This is a genomic window from Sinorhizobium sp. 22678 (assembly GCF_052044265.1).
Classification (GTDB): Bacteria; Pseudomonadota; Alphaproteobacteria; order Rhizobiales; family Rhizobiaceae; genus Sinorhizobium; species Sinorhizobium meliloti_A.
The window spans coordinates 88,517-104,663 of the sequence record NZ_JBQEMS010000011.1 but is presented as its reverse complement, the minus strand read 5'-3'; the positions used below and the strand labels follow the sequence as shown (position 1 = coordinate 104,663).

18 protein-coding genes are annotated in these 16,147 nt (G+C 62.4%); 6 read left to right on the top strand and 12 right to left on the bottom strand.

The window, feature by feature from the left end; translation table 11 throughout:
• From fliI to ACTJKL_RS17950, 3 genes are all read right to left on the bottom strand, one after another.
• Positions 1–927: flagellum-specific ATP synthase FliI (gene fliI, locus ACTJKL_RS17960; protein ID WP_440853445.1), on the bottom strand; the 927-nt coding region annotated here is incomplete at its 3' end.
• Between the two features lie 45 nt (positions 928–972).
• Complete coding sequence (gene flgF / locus ACTJKL_RS17955) at positions 973–1,698, bottom strand: flagellar basal-body rod protein FlgF (RefSeq protein ID WP_411923365.1); 726 nt, start codon at positions 1,696–1,698, stop codon at positions 973–975.
• A gap of 1 nt (position 1,699) precedes the next feature.
• Positions 1,700–2,479 (bottom strand): DUF1217 domain-containing protein, encoded by a 780-nt coding sequence (locus ACTJKL_RS17950; RefSeq protein WP_379941691.1) that lies wholly within the window; start codon positions 2,477–2,479, stop codon positions 1,700–1,702.
• A 222-nt stretch (positions 2,480–2,701) separates the two neighbouring features.
• Between ACTJKL_RS17950 and motA the strand changes: the two genes are divergently transcribed.
• The 6 genes from motA to ACTJKL_RS17920 all read left to right on the top strand — a co-directional run bounded on the left by motA (position 2,702) and on the right by ACTJKL_RS17920 (position 8,017).
• A complete protein-coding gene (gene motA, locus ACTJKL_RS17945) occupies positions 2,702–3,580 on the top strand; it encodes a flagellar motor stator protein MotA (protein WP_018094219.1) in 879 nt (292 codons plus the stop codon).
• A gap of 1 nt (position 3,581) precedes the next feature.
• Positions 3,582–4,529, top strand: a complete 948-nt coding sequence (locus ACTJKL_RS17940) for a FliM/FliN family flagellar motor switch protein (protein WP_440853444.1) — start codon at positions 3,582–3,584, stop codon at positions 4,527–4,529.
• A gap of 55 nt (positions 4,530–4,584) precedes the next feature.
• On the top strand, positions 4,585–5,157 hold the full coding sequence (gene fliN, locus ACTJKL_RS17935) for a flagellar motor switch protein FliN (RefSeq protein WP_275596775.1): 573 nt from the start codon (positions 4,585–4,587) through the stop codon (positions 5,155–5,157).
• Positions 5,158–5,244: 87 nt separating this feature from the next.
• Positions 5,245–6,282: a flagellar motor switch protein FliG gene (gene fliG / locus ACTJKL_RS17930; protein WP_440853443.1), complete on the top strand. Its 1,038-nt coding sequence runs from the start codon at positions 5,245–5,247 to the stop codon at positions 6,280–6,282.
• Between the two features lie 209 nt (positions 6,283–6,491).
• Positions 6,492–7,574, top strand: coding sequence for a flagellar biosynthesis protein FlhB (gene flhB / locus ACTJKL_RS17925; RefSeq protein ID WP_100669601.1), 1,083 nt, complete (start codon positions 6,492–6,494; stop codon positions 7,572–7,574).
• Positions 7,575–7,576: 2 nt separating this feature from the next.
• On the top strand, positions 7,577–8,017 hold the full coding sequence (locus ACTJKL_RS17920; protein WP_512557049.1) for a BspJ family T4SS effector nucleomodulin: 441 nt from the start codon (positions 7,577–7,579) through the stop codon (positions 8,015–8,017).
• A 54-nt stretch (positions 8,018–8,071) separates the two neighbouring features.
• Here ACTJKL_RS17920 and visR read toward each other — a convergent pair whose 3' ends face one another.
• The 9 genes from visR to ACTJKL_RS17875 all read right to left on the bottom strand — a co-directional run bounded on the left by visR (position 8,072) and on the right by ACTJKL_RS17875 (position 16,142).
• Positions 8,072–8,812, bottom strand: coding sequence for a transcriptional regulator VisR (gene visR / locus ACTJKL_RS17915; protein WP_379941678.1), 741 nt, complete (start codon positions 8,810–8,812; stop codon positions 8,072–8,074).
• An 11-nt stretch (positions 8,813–8,823) separates the two neighbouring features.
• Positions 8,824–9,561: a transcriptional regulator VisN gene (visN, locus tag ACTJKL_RS17910; protein ID WP_100669607.1), complete on the bottom strand. Its 738-nt coding sequence runs from the start codon at positions 9,559–9,561 to the stop codon at positions 8,824–8,826.
• 825 nt (positions 9,562–10,386) lie between these two features.
• Entirely contained in the window at positions 10,387–12,060 is a 1,674-nt protein-coding gene (gene fliF / locus ACTJKL_RS17905; protein WP_100669609.1) for a flagellar basal-body MS-ring/collar protein FliF, read from the bottom strand.
• A gap of 321 nt (positions 12,061–12,381) precedes the next feature.
• Positions 12,382–12,756 (bottom strand): chemotaxis protein CheT, encoded by a 375-nt coding sequence (gene cheT, locus ACTJKL_RS17900; protein ID WP_440853442.1) that lies wholly within the window; start codon positions 12,754–12,756, stop codon positions 12,382–12,384.
• A gap of 30 nt (positions 12,757–12,786) precedes the next feature.
• Positions 12,787–13,338 (bottom strand): chemoreceptor glutamine deamidase CheD, encoded by a 552-nt coding sequence (gene cheD / locus ACTJKL_RS17895; RefSeq protein ID WP_018094208.1) that lies wholly within the window; start codon positions 13,336–13,338, stop codon positions 12,787–12,789.
• The gene (locus ACTJKL_RS17890; protein ID WP_003529938.1) at positions 13,335–13,724 is read right to left on the bottom strand and encodes a response regulator; all 390 of its coding nucleotides are present in this window, start codon (positions 13,722–13,724) and stop codon (positions 13,335–13,337) included. The genes cheD and ACTJKL_RS17890 overlap by 4 nt, the downstream gene beginning before the upstream one ends.
• Positions 13,724–14,773 (bottom strand): protein-glutamate methylesterase/protein-glutamine glutaminase, encoded by a 1,050-nt coding sequence (locus tag ACTJKL_RS17885; protein ID WP_100669613.1) that lies wholly within the window; start codon positions 14,771–14,773, stop codon positions 13,724–13,726. Before ACTJKL_RS17885 ends, ACTJKL_RS17890 begins: the two co-directional genes overlap by 1 nt.
• Positions 14,770–15,678: a protein-glutamate O-methyltransferase CheR gene (gene cheR / locus ACTJKL_RS17880; protein WP_100669614.1), complete on the bottom strand. Its 909-nt coding sequence runs from the start codon at positions 15,676–15,678 to the stop codon at positions 14,770–14,772. Before cheR ends, ACTJKL_RS17885 begins: the two co-directional genes overlap by 4 nt.
• Positions 15,675–16,142: a chemotaxis protein CheW gene (locus ACTJKL_RS17875; RefSeq protein WP_100669615.1), complete on the bottom strand. Its 468-nt coding sequence runs from the start codon at positions 16,140–16,142 to the stop codon at positions 15,675–15,677. Before ACTJKL_RS17875 ends, cheR begins: the two co-directional genes overlap by 4 nt.
• Between the last annotated feature and the right edge of the window lie 5 nt (positions 16,143–16,147).

Below are 16,147 nucleotides of genomic sequence, written 5' to 3'. Positions count from 1 at the left end.
GGCGCGCTCGAGCAGCCGCGGCAATTCGGTGAAGACCGAGGCCGGATAGCCGCGGGCGATCGGCGGCTCCCCCGCTGCCGTCGCCACCTCGCGGATCGCATGAGCGAAACGGGTGACGCTGTCGACGATGAGCAGCACGTTGTCGCCCTTGTCGCGATAATGTTCGGCAATCGTGACCGCGGTCAGCGGAGCCATTTTTCTCAGCATCGGGCTCTCGTCGCTGGTGGCGACGACGGCGACCGATTTCGAAAGATTGTCGCCCAGCGTATCCTCGATGAACTCCCGCACTTCGCGGCCGCGCTCGCCGACCAGCGCGATCACCACCTTGTCGAAGGCGTCGGCGCGGGCCAGCATGGAAAGCAGCGTCGATTTGCCGACGCCGGAACCCGCGAAGATGCCGAGGCGCTGCCCGAGGCAGAGCGGGGAGAAGATGTCTATCGCCCGCACGCCCGTCCTGAAGCCCTGCTCCACCCGCTTTCGCGTCATGGAGGGCGGCGCGGTGTTCGCGATCGAGCGGCGGATGTCGCCCTGCAGCAGCGGACCCAGACCGTCGATCGGCTCGGCTAGCGCATTGATGGTGCGGCCGCACCAGTTGTCTGTCGGCGCTATGCGGAAGGCACCCTTGCGGATGACGACGTCATGGATGCCGATCGGGTCCCCCGGTTCGATCGGGCAGACGACCACCCGCTCGGGCTCCACGCGGACGACTTCGCCGAGATGGGTGCCGGTCGTGCTCTTGTGCGCGACGAAGTCCCCGAGCCGGACATGCCGCGACAGGCCGCTGACCGTGTAGTGCCCCGGCGAAATCGTCTGGACATGACCGCCCGGCGCGATGGCAAAGTCGGGATTTGCATAGCGCTCGACCAAACCGGCGAGCGCTGCGAGCGACGTCGACGTCGCAGTTTTTTCAACAGCTTCGCGTGCCATCCGGCTTTCCGTTCCGTCCCGCCCTAAATTCCGTCGACAGAATCATCAACGGCTGCCGCCGAGCGTCTCGATGGCTTTGTCGAGCGATCCCTCACTGTCGCGCATCAGCGCGGTGACGTTGTCGAAGGCGCGGGTGATCATGATCAGCTGCGACATTTCCTGTACGGCGTTCACGTTCGACTCCTCCAGGAAGCCTTGCATCACGCCGACATCGAACCGATCAACGACCGGTTCCGGCTGGGCAGCCGGCATAACGGAACTGTTGTCGTAACGCATGAAGCCTTTGCTGAAATCCGTCTCGTAAAGCCCGAGCAGGGCGATCTGCACGCCGTTCTGGTGAATGGCTCCATCGGCACCGACGGTAATTTCACCGGCACCGCCGTTCAGCTGGATCGGCGCGCCGCCGGCATCGAGCACCGGATATCCCTTGATGGTCACGAGCTCGCCGGTCTCCGTCAGCGTGAACCGGCCGTCGCGCGTCAGCGCCGGGCCGCCGGGCGTCTCGATCGAGAACCAGGCGTTGCCCTTGATGGCGAAATCGAGCGCGGAGCCGGTGCGCGCGAGCCCGCCGGTTTTGCTGCTCAGGAATTCCTCGCCTTCCGACACATAGGAAACCTTGGTCGGCCTGGTGTCGCCAAGCACCTGGTTGAACTTCACTTCCGTGGCGCGGAAGCCAACCGTGTTGGAGTTGGCGACATTGTCGGCCAGCGTGTTCAGGCGCTTTTCAAGCGCCATCTGCGACGAAAGCGCGACATAGAGACCGGTCTGCAAATCAGCGTCCCCCGAGTTTGAGATTGTTGATGGTCAGAAGCAGGTCGGGAGAAATTCCGTAGCCGCTCGACGCGCCGAAAACCGCAAGCGGGTCATAGCCGCCGGAAGGATTGTCGATTTCCCAAAGGGCGGTGAAGCGGTCCAGGAACTCGGCTGTTTTCTGAGGGTCCTGGAAATCCTTGAAATCGATCGCCGCCTCGTAGGCCTCCGCCTGGCGATCCACATCGGCGGCCGCGAATTCGGCCGGCAGCTGCAGGACGGTACGGACCACACTCGAGAGGGCCTCGTCGGCGATGATTTCGTAGCCATTGGCAATCGTCGGCGCCATGCGCTGGAAATAGAGCGCCAGCCGCACGCCGGTGTTTTCCTCGCCGGCTTTCTGCTCCAGCGTCTGCCGCGTGTATTTTTCGGACACGCCCTTCTGCGCCCTCTCGAAGGCAGTAGCGGCTTCGCCGTGCCGGGCGAAATTCAACGACTCCACCAGCGCCTTGTAGCGCCCGTCGGCCAGCTTGTTGGCAAAGGCGTCTTCACTGTCGATGCCTTCGGCGAGCACCTTGCGCATGAAGGCCTTGGCATAGGCCATGTCCTCGAGGCCGTGCGCCTTCATGGCGTAGTTGTAGAGCCGGCTGTCGGCGAAGAAATCGTCGAGCGTTTTGATGCTGCCGATCTTCGACAGATAGTACTCCGTCTCGCGGGCGACGTCCGGCTGCGCCGAAACGCGCTCCAGCGATTTCGTCAGATCTGCAGTGATCAGCCTGTAGCTCGTATAGGTCGTCGTCACGATCGGCTCGCCTGTCGCATGAAGCGTGAGGAAATGTGTGCGGTCTTCAGCCCGCACCGACTGTCGGGGTTCGGACGCGATGCGATCCTACCCTGGCCAACAACCCTGACGGCGTTGGCTTGCGCGAACCTGTCCCGGACGCCGGGTCTCCGCGGCCAGCCTCACGCAAGGATCGGACCCTATTTCATCGGAGGAAAATCACGATTGCGACAGGTATCGGCAATGAACATCATCATCGGGCTTCTTGTGACTTTCGGCTGTATCCTCGGCGGTTACATGGCGATGGGAGGCCACCTGGAAGTCCTCAACCAGCCTTTCGAGCTGATGATCATCGGCGGAGCGGGCATCGGCGGCTTCATCATGGCCAACTCGATGAAGGTGGTCAAAGACACCGGCAAGGCGCTCGGCGAGGCCTTCAGGCACAAGGTGCCGAAGGAACGTCAATACCTCGACACGCTCGGCGTCCTCTACAGCCTGATGCGCGACCTGCGAACGAAGTCGCGCAACGAGATCGAGAGCCACATCGACAATCCGGAAGAATCCTCGATCTTCCAGTCCGCACCCACCGTCCTGCAGAACAAGGAGCTGACCGCCTTCATCTGCGACTATGTCCGGCTGATCATCATCGGCAACGCCCGCTCGCATGAGATCGAGGCGCTGATGGACGAGGAAATCCAGACGATCACCCACGACAAGATGAAGTGCTACCACGCGCTGACGAGCATGGGCGATGCGCTGCCGGCGATCGGCATCGTCGCGGCGGTTCTCGGCGTCATCAAGGCGATGGGCGCGATCAGCGAAGCACCGGAAGTGCTGGGCGCCAAGATCGCCGCCGCACTCGTCGGAACGCTGCTCGGCGTGTTCCTTTCCTATTCGATCGTCGGCCCCCTCGTCGCAAACATCAAGTCCGTACGGGAAAAGCAGAACCGACTCTATGTCATCGTCAAGCAGACGCTGCTTGCCTACATGAACGGTTCGGTTCCGCAGGTCGCACTCGAATACGGCCGCAAGACCATCTCCGCCTATGAACGGCCGTCCATCGATGCGGTCGAACAGGAAATGATGAATCCCGGCGGCGGCAGCGAAAGCAAGGCGGCCTGACATGAGCACGAGTACCGCATCGAACGTCCATGCATTCGACAAAAGGCTGATCGCGCGCATGACCGGCGCGCTCGGCGACGACAAGGCCATCGGCCGAACCGCACTCGAGCTTGCCCAGTTCTTCGACGAACTCCTGCCCGGTGTCCTGCAATCGGAGACCGGATGCGACGTCACGATCGCCTATGCGGGCTTCCGGACGGGGCTCCGCAACGAGCTCATCGCTGCTCTCGGAGACGGAGTCCTGCTCGGCGATCTCTCCCTGCGAAACTGGTGCGCGGACTTCCAGGTCGGCTGCGACAGTCCGGTTCTGATCGCACTTGTCGAGGCTCTGCTCGGGGCCGAACCGACGAGCATCGAGGAGCCGGCCCCACGCTCTCTGTCGAAGATTGAGATCGATGTCGCCTTGCCGGTGTTTCATGGCATCGCCGAGGTCCTGCGCACTGCAGTGAACGCGCCCGGCGGGTTCGAGCCCGTTGTCGGCCGTCCTTACAACAGCGCGGAACGGGCAAAGCCCGATCCGGCGCTTGAAGACGTTTTCGCAGCCTCGATCGACATGACCATAGGCCTCGGGCCGGTGCTCTCCACTTTCTCGGTCATCGTCCCGCAAAGCACGCTCCTCAAGACCCGCATCATCTCTCGCAAAGGTGCCGGCGAGGACCGGAACGCGAAGACCGAATGGACGGAACAGCTGGAGGAGCAGGTCCGCCGATCGGCCGTCGCGCTCGAGGCGCGCATCCGGTTGGAAAGCCTGACGCTCGACACTCTCAGCCGCCTGCAGGCCGGGGATGTCATCCCTTTTCACGACGGGCAGGATGTCCGCGTGGAGGTGAGCGCCAACGGGCGCGACCTCTATGTCTGTGAGTTCGGCCGTTCGGGTTCGCGATACACGGTCCGGGTCAAGGATACCCACGGCTCCGAGCAGGACATCCTTCGCCACATCATGAGTTAATCCTCCCTCGCCCGGCAGAATGCCTGAGGCAAGCTTCAACTGGAATATTCGGCACATGGCACCCAAGAAAGCAGCACCCATCGCAGAACCGGCCGCATTCGCGGCAGACGCCGAGCTCGACCAGGCGATCGACGACCTGCGCGGCGTTCTCAAGAAGGACGGCGAGGCTGACTTCGGCGCCGATTTCGCCGCCGCCGGGCCGCTCGAACAGCCCGTGGATTTCGGCAGCGACTTCGGTTCCGCCGACAGCGCTGGATTCGGCGGGGATTTCGGCGGCGACTTCGCGGAATCCGGCTTCAGCGCGGACTCCGCGGTTCCCGGCGCGGATTTCGATGCGGCACCGGCCGCCGGTGAAACGGCGCCCGGCAGCGGAATGACCGCCAATATGGACCTGATCATGGACATCCCGATCGATGTCCAGATCGTACTCGGGACAAGCCGCATGCAGGTCTCCGGCCTCATGGCGCTCACCGAGGGCGCAACGATCGCGCTCGACCGCAAGATCGGCGAACCGGTCGAGATCATGGTCAACGGCCGGGTGATCGGCCGCGGAGAAATCACCGTTCTCGAGGGCGATGTGACCCGCTTCGGCGTCAAGCTCCTGGAGATCAAAGGCAGCAGGAAATAGAGCGGGATGAGGAAAGGTGTAAGCGGTTTTCCGCCCGCATCCCGTTTCAACTCACTAGGAGCCCGATGATCGGGCGGGGATGAATCCATGACGGATTTCGGAAGTTTCGAGGCACAGGCTCAGGCGCTCGCACAACCGCTGAGCCAGACGGAAAAGGCGGCGGCGGTGCTGCTCGCAATGGGCAAGTCGATTGCCGGGAATCTGCTGAAATTCTTCACCCAGAGCGAGCTGCAGGCCATCATCGCCGCGGCACAATCGCTCAGAGCCGTGCCGCCGCACGAACTGGAAGCGCTCGTCAACGAGTTCGAGGATCTCTTCACCGAAGGTGCAGGCCTCATGGACAATGCCAAGGCCATTGAGAGCATTCTGGAAGAGGGCCTGACGCCCGACGAGGTGGACGGCCTCCTCGGCCGCCGCGCCACCTTCCAATCCTACGAGGCGAGCATCTGGGACCGGCTGATGGATTGCGATCCTGCGATCATCGCGCAATTGCTCGCCCGGGAACATCCGCAGACGATCGCCTATGTTCTGTCGATGATGCCGTCGAGCTTCGGCGCCAAGGTGCTGCTGCAGCTGTCCGACAAGAAGCGGCCCGAGATTCTCAACCGTGCCGTCAACATCAAGAACGTCAACCCGAAGGCGGCGGCAATCATCGAGGCGCGGGTGATCGAAATCATCGAAGAGATGGAGGCCGAGCGCAACTCGCCCGGCCCGGCTAAGATCGCCGAAGTGATGAACGAGCTCGATAAGCCGCAGGTGGACACGCTGCTCGCCTCGCTCGAAACGATCAGCACCGATTCGGTCAAGAAGGTCCGGCCGAAGATATTCCTCTTCGACGACATCCTTTTCATGCCGCAGCGCAGCCGCGTGCAGCTCTTCAACGACGTCTCCACCGACGTCATCACCATGGCGCTCAGAGGTTCTGCTGCGGAGTTGCGCGAGTCTATTCTCGCCTCCATCGGCGCCCGCCAGCGGCGCATGATCGAATCGGACCTCGCCGCCGGCGATGCCGGCATCAATCCCCGCGATATCGCGATCGCGAGGCGCTCGATCACGCAGGAGGCGATTCGCCTCTCCGCAAGCGGGCAGCTCGAGCTCAAGGAAAAGGAAGCGGAGGCCGCCTGACGCCTCCGGCCTGCCGATATATCGCGTTTCGTTTCCGATTTCTGTTGACCCGCGCGGGCTGCCGCACACCCGCACTTGCGCAGGGGCCTGTCCGGGTTCACCACAAAGCGAGCGCTTGCGTCTGCTGCCACGATTCCCTCGCGAATTCGGGTCGAGGGGTAACCGGAAGCGTCGTTCACATTGTCGCCTGCTGAGGAGCTTGCTGTTTCATGGCGGAAGAGCAGGACAAGGACAGTAAAACAGAAGCGCCGTCGGAAAAGAAGATCTCCGACGCGACCGAGAAAGGCAACGTCCCTTTCTCGCGTGAGGTGACCGCTTTCGCCTCGACGCTGGCGATCTACATTTTCGTCGTCTTTTTCCTTTCGGACGGCGCGGCAAACATGGCCGAGGCGCTGAAGGACATTTTCGAGCAGCCGGAAGCCTGGCGCCTCGACACCGCAACCGACGCCGTCGCCCTGATTTCGCATGTCGTTCTGAAATGCGCCGCGCTGGTTCTGCCGGTTTTCATCCTACTTATCGTCTTCGGCGTCGGGTCGTCGATCTTCCAGAACCTGCCGCGGCCGGTCCTCGACCGCATCCAGCCGAAATGGAACCGGGTATCGCCCGTGGCCGGTTTCAAACGGATCTACGGCGTTCAGGGGCTGGTGGAATTCGGCAAGTCGCTGTTCAAGATCATCGTCGTTTCGATCGTCGTCGTCCTCGTGCTCTGGAACGATTATTTCGCCACGCTCGACATGATGTTCTCCGATCCGGTGACGATCTTCACGACGATGATCTCCGACCTCAAGCAGATCATCATCGTCGTTCTCTTCGCCACCGCGACGCTCGCCATCGTCGATCTCTTCTGGACGCGCCATCACTGGTACACGGAGCTCAGGATGACGAAGCAGGAGGTCAAGGACGAGCTGAAGCAATCGCAGGGCGACCCGATCGTCAAATCGCGGCTCAGATCGATGCAGCGCGACCGCGCCCGCAAGCGGATGATCTCCTCGGTTCCGCGAGCAACCCTGATCATCGCCAACCCGACCCACTATGCCGTAGCACTGCGCTATGTGCGCGAGGAGAGTGACGCGCCGGTCGTCGTGGCCATGGGAAAGGACCTGGTGGCCCTGAAGATTCGCGAGATTGCGGAGAAGAACGGCATCCCCGTCTTCGAGGATCCGCCGCTTGCACGCTCCATGTTTGCACAAGTCTCGGTGGATAGTGTCATTCCACCGGTGTTTTACAAGGCAGTCGCCGAACTGATTCACCGGGTTTATGCAGCTCAGCCGCAACAAAGACGGGTGACATGATCTTGAAAAAGTGCCAATTCTCCGAAGAACGAGAACAGATAGTTGCGGAGGCGATCCGTCCGGTTGCGACCGAATTGCGCCTCATCGATGCTGCGGATTTCATCGCGCTTCTGCGCTTCGAGTCCTATGCGAGCATCGCCGATTTGGTGGAATCGGCGGCAGAGCTCTATTTCCTGCCCGGCACCGTGAACTTCGGCCTCGGCGGCAACTATAACCTCGACTGGGACAGTCGCCCGGAGGTTATCCTCGACCTCGAACTGAAGCCCCGCGGCGTGACTGTCTATGCGCGCCTTGTGCTCGCGGGCGATACGGCCGGTATCGAGATCAGCCACATCAACTTTCAACAGCCCTCCGGCAATCCGGACGAGAACACGGCCTTTCTCGCCAAGAGCCTGGCAGAGGCGAAGTTCGTCAAAACCTATCCGTTGCCGCTGGCGAGTTGAGGAAATCGAACAGGCCGCGGCGGGAATTCCGAATCTCGACGGACCTTAGCTATGCTAGCTGATATAGCCAAGGCGGATCGCCTTGGCTATCGCCTGAATCCGGTTGACGGAGTCGAGCTTCGTCGTCGCGGCCCCGAGATAGGCATTCACCGTATGTATCGAGAGGCCCATCTTGTCGGCGATCTCCTCGCTGATATGTCCATCGCCGGCCATTTGCAGGCAGGCGATCTCGCGATCGCTCAAGGCTTCGGTCTTGAACAGGCGCTTCTCGTCGGCGGCCAGGAGGTCTGTCATGATCTGCGCGCTGCGGCCGTGCAGCTCGACGATCTGCTCGCCCGAAACATCGATGTAGCTGCCGGCGAAAATCACGTAGCCGTTGCCCTGCGCGCCGAGCCTTATCGGAAAGGCGATGCCCGAATAGGAAAGCTTGCGCTCTCTCAGCCGGCGCGTGAACGGGCCGAAATCCGAGGCTTCGGCGGTCTGATGCTCGCCCTGACCGTTCCAGAGCACCGGCAGCAGGGAAAGATCGAGATGCTGGAGCAACTCGTCGCCGTAGAGAATGATCAGATCACGCGCGTTTTCCTCGCAAGCGGCTCCCCAGTTGTGGAGGACGCAGGTGAGCTTACGCGTTCCGGGGACGCCCCTGCCATTCGTTCGCAGAACGGCGAAATTCTTGGCGTTGATCTGCCGTTGCATGGCCTGCAAGCGCGTCACCAGCGTCGCCGCCCGCGCCGCGCGGACGTTGCGACCCGACCGGCCGGCGTCGTCGCGATCCTGCGTCACGAGATAAGGCATCGTCACCGCTCCTAAACCAGATTGTTGCGCACCGCGTGGGCGATCGCTTCCGACCGCGTTCGCGTCGCCGTCTTGCGCATTACGCTGGTGATGTAGTTGTTGATCGTGTTGCGGGAGATCCCGAGTATGACGGCGATCTCATCGCTCGTCTTGCCTTCGGCAATCCAGAAAAGACATTCGAGCTCGCGCTCGGTCAGTTCGCATTCCCGGTCGTGGCGCACATCGGCCTTGATCTTGTGACTGGCGACATAGCCGGCAAGCACCGCGATGTCGCGCAGCGCCTCCTGGGAGAGGATCACGTCCTCGGGGAAGAGCAGCATCAACGAGAACCGCGTGCGCCCTACGCTGAAGGTCACAGCGCAATAGCTCCGGCTGACCCCCCGCGGCAAACCGATATCGTCGGGCAGCGTATGGAAGGCCGGCTGCAGTTGGGCGAGGCACTTTTCCAGTTCGGTGATCTTCGTATGGAGCCCGGCGATGATGCCCGAAAGACGCCGAACGATGTCGAACGGCCAGTCGGAACAGACGACAAAATCCAGTCCGCCGTCCTGCGAAACATCGTGCCGGGCGAGAAGGTAATGGGTTGCGCCGACATATTCCGTCAGCGCCGCCAATCCGTTGCCGAGTCCCGTACCCGAGGCCACTTCCCCAAGCCTTCGGATCAGTTGCTCCCTTGATATTTTGCGTCCACAAACCCGCGGCGCAGCGGTCTCCGAAGACCAGACTGCGTCCGACCGCGACATTTCCATAACTCTCAGCCCCCGTGCCGGATTCGGCGCCCTGGAATGTCACGCTTGCCCTGTCGTCCCCGACAGCCGGCTTCGCCGGTATTCTTGCCACCAAGCGAGTATCAGGACGCGAATCAATTGCTAAACTGTACATCGCCGCCCCCAAAAAGACAGGGCGTCCTGTTGCGCGATTACTTGCCAACCTTGCCTTGAGCCATTCACGTATGCGTGAGCCGGTCGGCGGCCGGGCACGCTTTCACTCCGACCAATTCTCTAATCAAGATGTTGATAATAAACGGTATCCTGCAATCGTCGTTTGTGGCCGCACGGTTGAAAATCCGTCACACCGGACGGGAGTTCGCCCTTTCGTTGCAGATAGGATGCTTTCAGGACGCCTCAACTCTTCATCCAAGACTTACTTTAAGCCGGGGAATGTTGCCGAAATGCATCAAATCCTGGCGGGCTCATTGATAGCAACGCCGGGAATGCGGAAAGTCTGTGCTTGAAATTATATTCCGCTCTTTCGAAGATATATTTTGATACAGCTCCGGATCCCGCAAACAACGCGGAGTAACTGACTGCGCGAGCCGCGGCACGGAGAGCGGCGTGCGAATCTAAATTAATTAAAAATTGGTTTAAATTTTCCGACAGCCATCGGACGGGATCCATGACGAGGGGCGGATTCTTTGACCGGACTCCGCCGTGTCGTCGCCAGCCGGAGCTAGACTCGCCAATACTCTCGGAAGGCCCTTGCGCCGGCGCGGGCCGGATTGAGGCGCGCCCAATAGACAAAGTCCCGCCTGTTGGGCGGGACCTCGTTCCAGTTCAGGTTTCCGCCGGCGTTTTCTACGCTGCCCGATCGACCGCCCATTTTCGCAGGATCTTCGCCGCCCGCTCTTCGCTGATCTCGACCATCCGGGCGAGACGCCGCTCCGGCCCTTCCTTGACGCGGCGGTTGAAGCCCGCCTCGTCGCCGAGATTGAGCAGATCGTCGCCGCCGTCGAAGCCGAAATCGGAGCCGAACCCCTCCATGAGGGCACCCCCTGCGCCGGCGCCTGCCGGCGAGAAGTCCGGCAGTTCGAGCCCGGCGGCTTCGCCTTCGAGCTTGCCCGCCTGTCCGCCGAAGCCCAGCTGGCGGGCAAGCGGTCGCATCCCGAACCATACGACCAGGAAAGCGACTGCGACGAAGGCGAGCGCGTTGATGATGCCGCCGAGGTTGCGCGTCAGCATTTCCATGATCCCCGGACCCGGCACCGCCTGGTCGAGGAGCTGTGTCTCCACGAAATCCATGGCGTTCAACGTCACGACGTCGCCGCGGCCCGGATCTATCCCGGCGGCAGAGGAAACGATCTTCTGCATCTCCTGGAGATAGGCATCGATCTTCGCCTGATCCGCCGGTTCGCCAGCCATGGCCGCGAGGCGCCCGCGATTGACGACGACCGCGATCGACAGTCGCTCGATCGAATAGCTGTTCTTGACGGTGGCGATCGTCTTGCTGTTGATCTCGTAATTCGTCTGCTCTTCCTTCTTCTCCGCCTCGTCGCTCGACTGCTGACCGGCTCCGCCGCGCGGCGCGGCCTGAGGGACGTTCTGCTGTACCGTCGCGGCATTGTCCGGCTGCTGCTGGCTGGACTTCTGCTCTTCCTTGATCACGCGCGTCGAGCGCTCGACGCGCGATTCCGGATCGAAGACCGTCTCCTGAATCTGCTGCGCATCGGTGTTGAGCCTGGCGGTGACGCTGGTGCGGAAATTGTCCATCCCGAGGAATGGCGCCAGCGCATTGTCGATCTTCTTTTCGAGATCGGACTGAACGTTCTGGACGACGCCGAGTGACTGATTGAGCGCGCTGTTCGACGGGTCGTCGCCGGATGCGAGCAGTTGGCCGGTCGAATCGAGGACGGTGACGTCGTCGACATCGAGGCCCGGCACGGACGACGCGACCAGATGCCGGATCGAGGACGCGGCGCTGCGGCCGACCGTGGCGCTTGCCCGTATCATGACCGAGGCCGTCGGCGTCTGCTCGGCCTTGCGGAAGCTGCCGCGCTCCGGCATGACGATGTGGACGCGTGCGGCGGCGATGCCGGAGATCTGCTGGATCGTGCGGGCGATTTCGCCCTCGAGCGCCCGAACGCGGGTCACTTCCTGCATGAAAGACGTGAGCCCGAGCGAACCGACATTGTCGAAGAGCTCGTAACCGGCATTGGCGCTGCTCGGCAGGCCGCGCTCGGCAAGCAGCAGACGGGCCTTGCCGGTCATGCCCACGGGCACCTGGATGCTGCCGCCGTCGGTGCCGACTTCGAAGTCGACGTTGGCTTCTGCAAGCGCAATGCTGATCTGGGTGACGTCGCTGCGTTCGAGACCGACATAGAGCGTCTCGAAGGACGGCCGGTTCACATAGATACCGGCACCGAGGACGAAGCCGATCGCCACGACGCCGGCCACGGCAAGCGCAATGAGCTTTCCTTGTCCGAGATTGCTCAGATTTTTCGTGAACATCGAGAATTGATCGAACAGATTCATTCTGTTTCCGCACCCAGTATCGCAAGGCACCCGCTCCGATTATCCGGTCGGTACCCTGCGCAGATCCAACATTCGGGTTTGCTGGAAAACGGCTTGCGCTCAGCCGTTCTGCATTAGCCGCGAATCTACCAGCCCCGGAAGCGAAGCTAGGACACGAAACTTGCGCGAACTTGGCGAAAGGTCAGGTATCGGCGAACTGTCGCGCAGCGCACCGTCCCGATCGCGCGGCCGCCCCTCGTCCGCCAGTCGGGAGAGGGTTAGCCCTCGGGTTAAACCCGGGTGCGACCCGAAGGAAGGGGCACTCCTCTGCGACGGCGCCCCTCAGAAGGCCTCGAAGTCGCCGGACGCCTTGGTCAGCGGCTGCGAATGCCCATGCCGGAGAATGCCGCTGCCGAGCGCTTTCTTCATGTCGGCAAGCTTGACGAGGCTGACTGCGGTGGTGACGTCGACCAGGCAGGTGTCGGGAATGGAGGCGGTGATGGTATCGATGAACTCGGCGAGCCCGCGCGTCTTCTGCACCGCGAGGTCGATGCCCTGCAGCACCATGATCCTGTCCGCACCGGCGCAGTCGTCGCTCATGAGTTGAGGCTCGATGCGCTCGATCAGATAGGCGACATCGTGGAGCTCCGTGACGACGCGCATCAGCACGTCCGGCAGAGATTCTTCCGCGTGAGGCTGGTTGTGGTCTTTCTGCATTGTTTCCTCACGTGGCCTCGGCCGGTATGATCAGAAGAATTCGATGGAGCTTTCGGCCGGCTTCGGCACGGCGGGCCGCTGGTCCATCTGAAGCGCCCGCTGTGCCTCCACGCCCGTCAGCGCATATTGGCGCGCGCGCCCGGACGACGGCCAGTATTCGAGCTTGCGCCCATGGTCGCCGCCGGTGCTTTCGCCGACGATGCGGATACCCTCGTCCATCAGGAACTGGCGCGCGAAGGCGGCATTCTGCTCGCCGACATTCGAGAAACGCGCAATCGTCCTGGCGCCGCCGAAGATCTTCGCCTCCAGCCGGTCGCGCCGCGCCCCCTGCTTCAGGAGGCCGTTGATGAGAAGCTCCATCAGGTGCACGCCGTAGCGCGTGGCGTCCGCGCCGGAGCTCGGCGAGGTCGCCGATCCCGGCAGCAGGAAGTGATTCATGCCGCCGACGCCGGCCACCGGATCGCGCATGCAGGCGGCCACGCAGGAGCCGAGAATGGTCGAAAGCACGATATCCGGATCGTTGACGACCTTGAACTCGCCCTGAATGACATGAACGCGCCTGCCGGCAGCCTCGGTGTTCATTTCAGCGCCCCGAACACGGCCTCGATCGCGGCTTTCATCTTTTCGATCGTGAACGGCTTGGCCAGCACGTTGTTGGCGCCGAGCGCAGCCGCCTTCTGCACCAGGGCGCGGTCGCCCTGTGCCGTGAGGATGATGAAGGCCGCCTTCTTCGTGGCCGGGTTCGCACGCACCGCCTGGAGCAGGCCGAGCCCATCCATTTTCGGCATGTTGAAATCGGAGATGACCAGATGATGGGGATTCTGAGCCATGATCTTCATGCCCTGTTCCCCGTCACCGGCGGCGGTGATCTGCTTGAAGCCGAGCTGCTGCAGTGCGTCGCCCAAGAGCAGACGACTCGTGACCTGATCGTCGACGATCAGAACTTTTATCTTTTCGGCGAGAGACATTATTCGATTCCTTCTTTTCGGGCTGCCGCCGTCTTCAAAATCTCCTCCCCGATCGATCCGAGGGGGAGCTGCGTTTCGACCGCGCCCAATTCATAGGCGACGCGCGGCATGCCGTAGACGACACAGGTCTTTTCGTTCTGACCGAAGGTGCGTGCCCCGGCATGCCGCAATTTCAGAAGACCGGCGGCGCCATCGCGGCCCATTCCGGTAAGAATCACCCCGATGGCGTTGCGGCCCGCCAGTTCGGCGACGGAACCGAACAGCACGTCGACCGAGGGTCGATGTCCGTTGACCGCCGGCTGATCCACCAGGCGGCAGCAGGGCGCGGCGGCATTATGCACCTCAAGATGCCGTTCGCCGCCGGGCGCCAGGTAGACCTTTCCGACCTCGAGCCGCGCGCCATCCGTCGCCTCCTGGACCGTCGGGGCGCAAAGCCGGTTCAGCCGTTCGGCGAAGCTCTTCGTGAAGGTGTGCGGCATGTGCTGCGTGATCACCGTCGGCGGGCAATTTGCCGGGAACTTCTGCAGGACCGTGATCAGAGCCTCGACCCCGCCGGTCGAAGCTCCCATCGCGACGATCTTGCGCCCTGCCCGGTAGTCGGAAACGGCTGTCACCGCCGGCGCGGCCGCCCTGTTGCTGGTGATCATGGACTTGCGCTGCGAACGCGCGGCCGCCTTGACCTTGTCGGCGAGATCGCGGAACGGATGCGGATCCCCTTGCTGCGGCTTGCCGACGCAGTCGAAGGCGCCGATCTCGAGCGCGGCGATCGTGGCTTCCGCGCCCCTATGCGTCAGCGTCGAGACCATGATCACCGGCATGGGCCTCAGCCGCATGATCTTGTCGAGGAATTCGAGGCCGTTCATATTCGGCATCTCGATGTCGAGGGTCACGACATCGGGGTCGAGCTGCTTGATCGCCTGGCGCGCCTCGAGCGCGTCGGCAGCCTGCCCGACGACCGAAATGTCCGGATCGGCATTGAGCACGGCGGAGATGAGGCCGCGCATGGTGGCCGAGTCGTCGACGACGAGAACACGTGCGGGAGTGCTCATGCCCGACCTCCGTGGAACTTGCCCGTGTGGCGATAGGTCGTGATGCCGATATTGTCGAAGAGCGCCTTTGCATCCCCCGACACACGTTCCGAGTGGCCGATATAGAGGTGCCCGCCATTGTCCAGCACGCCGGCGAAGCGCGACCAGATCTTCATCTGCGTCGGCTCGTCGAAATAGATCACGACGTTGCGGCAGAAGATCACGTCGAACGGCCCCTTGAGCGGCCACTGCGCCATCAGGTTGAGCTCGTTGAAGGTGATCAGCCGCTTGACGCGATCGTCGACCTGCCACTTGCGGCGGCCGCCGACTTCGACCTCGCTGAACCATTGCTTGCGCATGGCAGGGTTCACCGTCTCGATCGCCGTCGCGTCGTAGGCGCCGGCCCGCGCCAGCGACAGGATCTTCGGGTCGATATCGGTCGCGAGGATGCGAAAGTCGTAGTCCGCGGCATTGGGCAGCAGCGACAGCACCGTCAGCGCCATCGAATAGGGCTCCTGGCCATCCGAACACGCCGCAGACCAGATGCGAACGCGACCGCCGTTCTTCGCGCGGGCGATGAGACCCGGCAAAACGTCTGTTTTCAGGTGCTCGAAATGATGGTTCTCGCGGAAAAAGCGGGTGAAATTCGTCGTGAGATGCGAAAGCATGTCGCGGCGCGCCGCCGCCCCGGCAGGCGAAGCGACGAGCTGGCAGTATTCGCGGAACCCCTTCAGTCCGAGATTGCGGATATGCTTCGAAAGCCGCGAATAGACGAGCGATGCCTTCGATTCGTTGAGATAGATGCCGGCATCCGCGTAGATCATCGCGGCGATCTCGGTAAGATCGCGGCGGGTCAGCGGATATTCTCCGCTCGCGAGACATTCCTCCGGATACGGACTCTGATCGATGTTGGCCCGGACCCTCATGCCGCCTCCCTTTCCTCGCTCGGGAAGACCGAGTCGAGCTCTACGAGGCAGATCATGCGCCCCTCTATCGCCAACACGCCACGTGCGAAACTCCGCTCGAAATCGGACGCGATGTCCGGTGTCGGCTGAATATCGCGGTCGGAGACGGTGAGAATGTCGGAAACGGCGTCGACCAGCAGGCCGACCACCCTGCTGTTGACCTGTGCGACGATGATCACGTGCCGAACCGTCGGCTCGGCCGCCTTCATGCCTAGCCGGGCGGAGAAATCGACGATCGGCAGCACGGCGCCGCGCAGATTGATGACCCCGAGCACGCAGGCGGGCGCATGCGGCATGGGGGTCGCCGGCGTCCATCCGCGAATTTCGCGCACCGACATGATGTTGACGCAGAATTCCTGGTCGCCGACGCGGAAGGCGATCAGCTCCCGTCCCCCACTGGTCAGATGTTTTGCGGCATTGGTCATGGGGA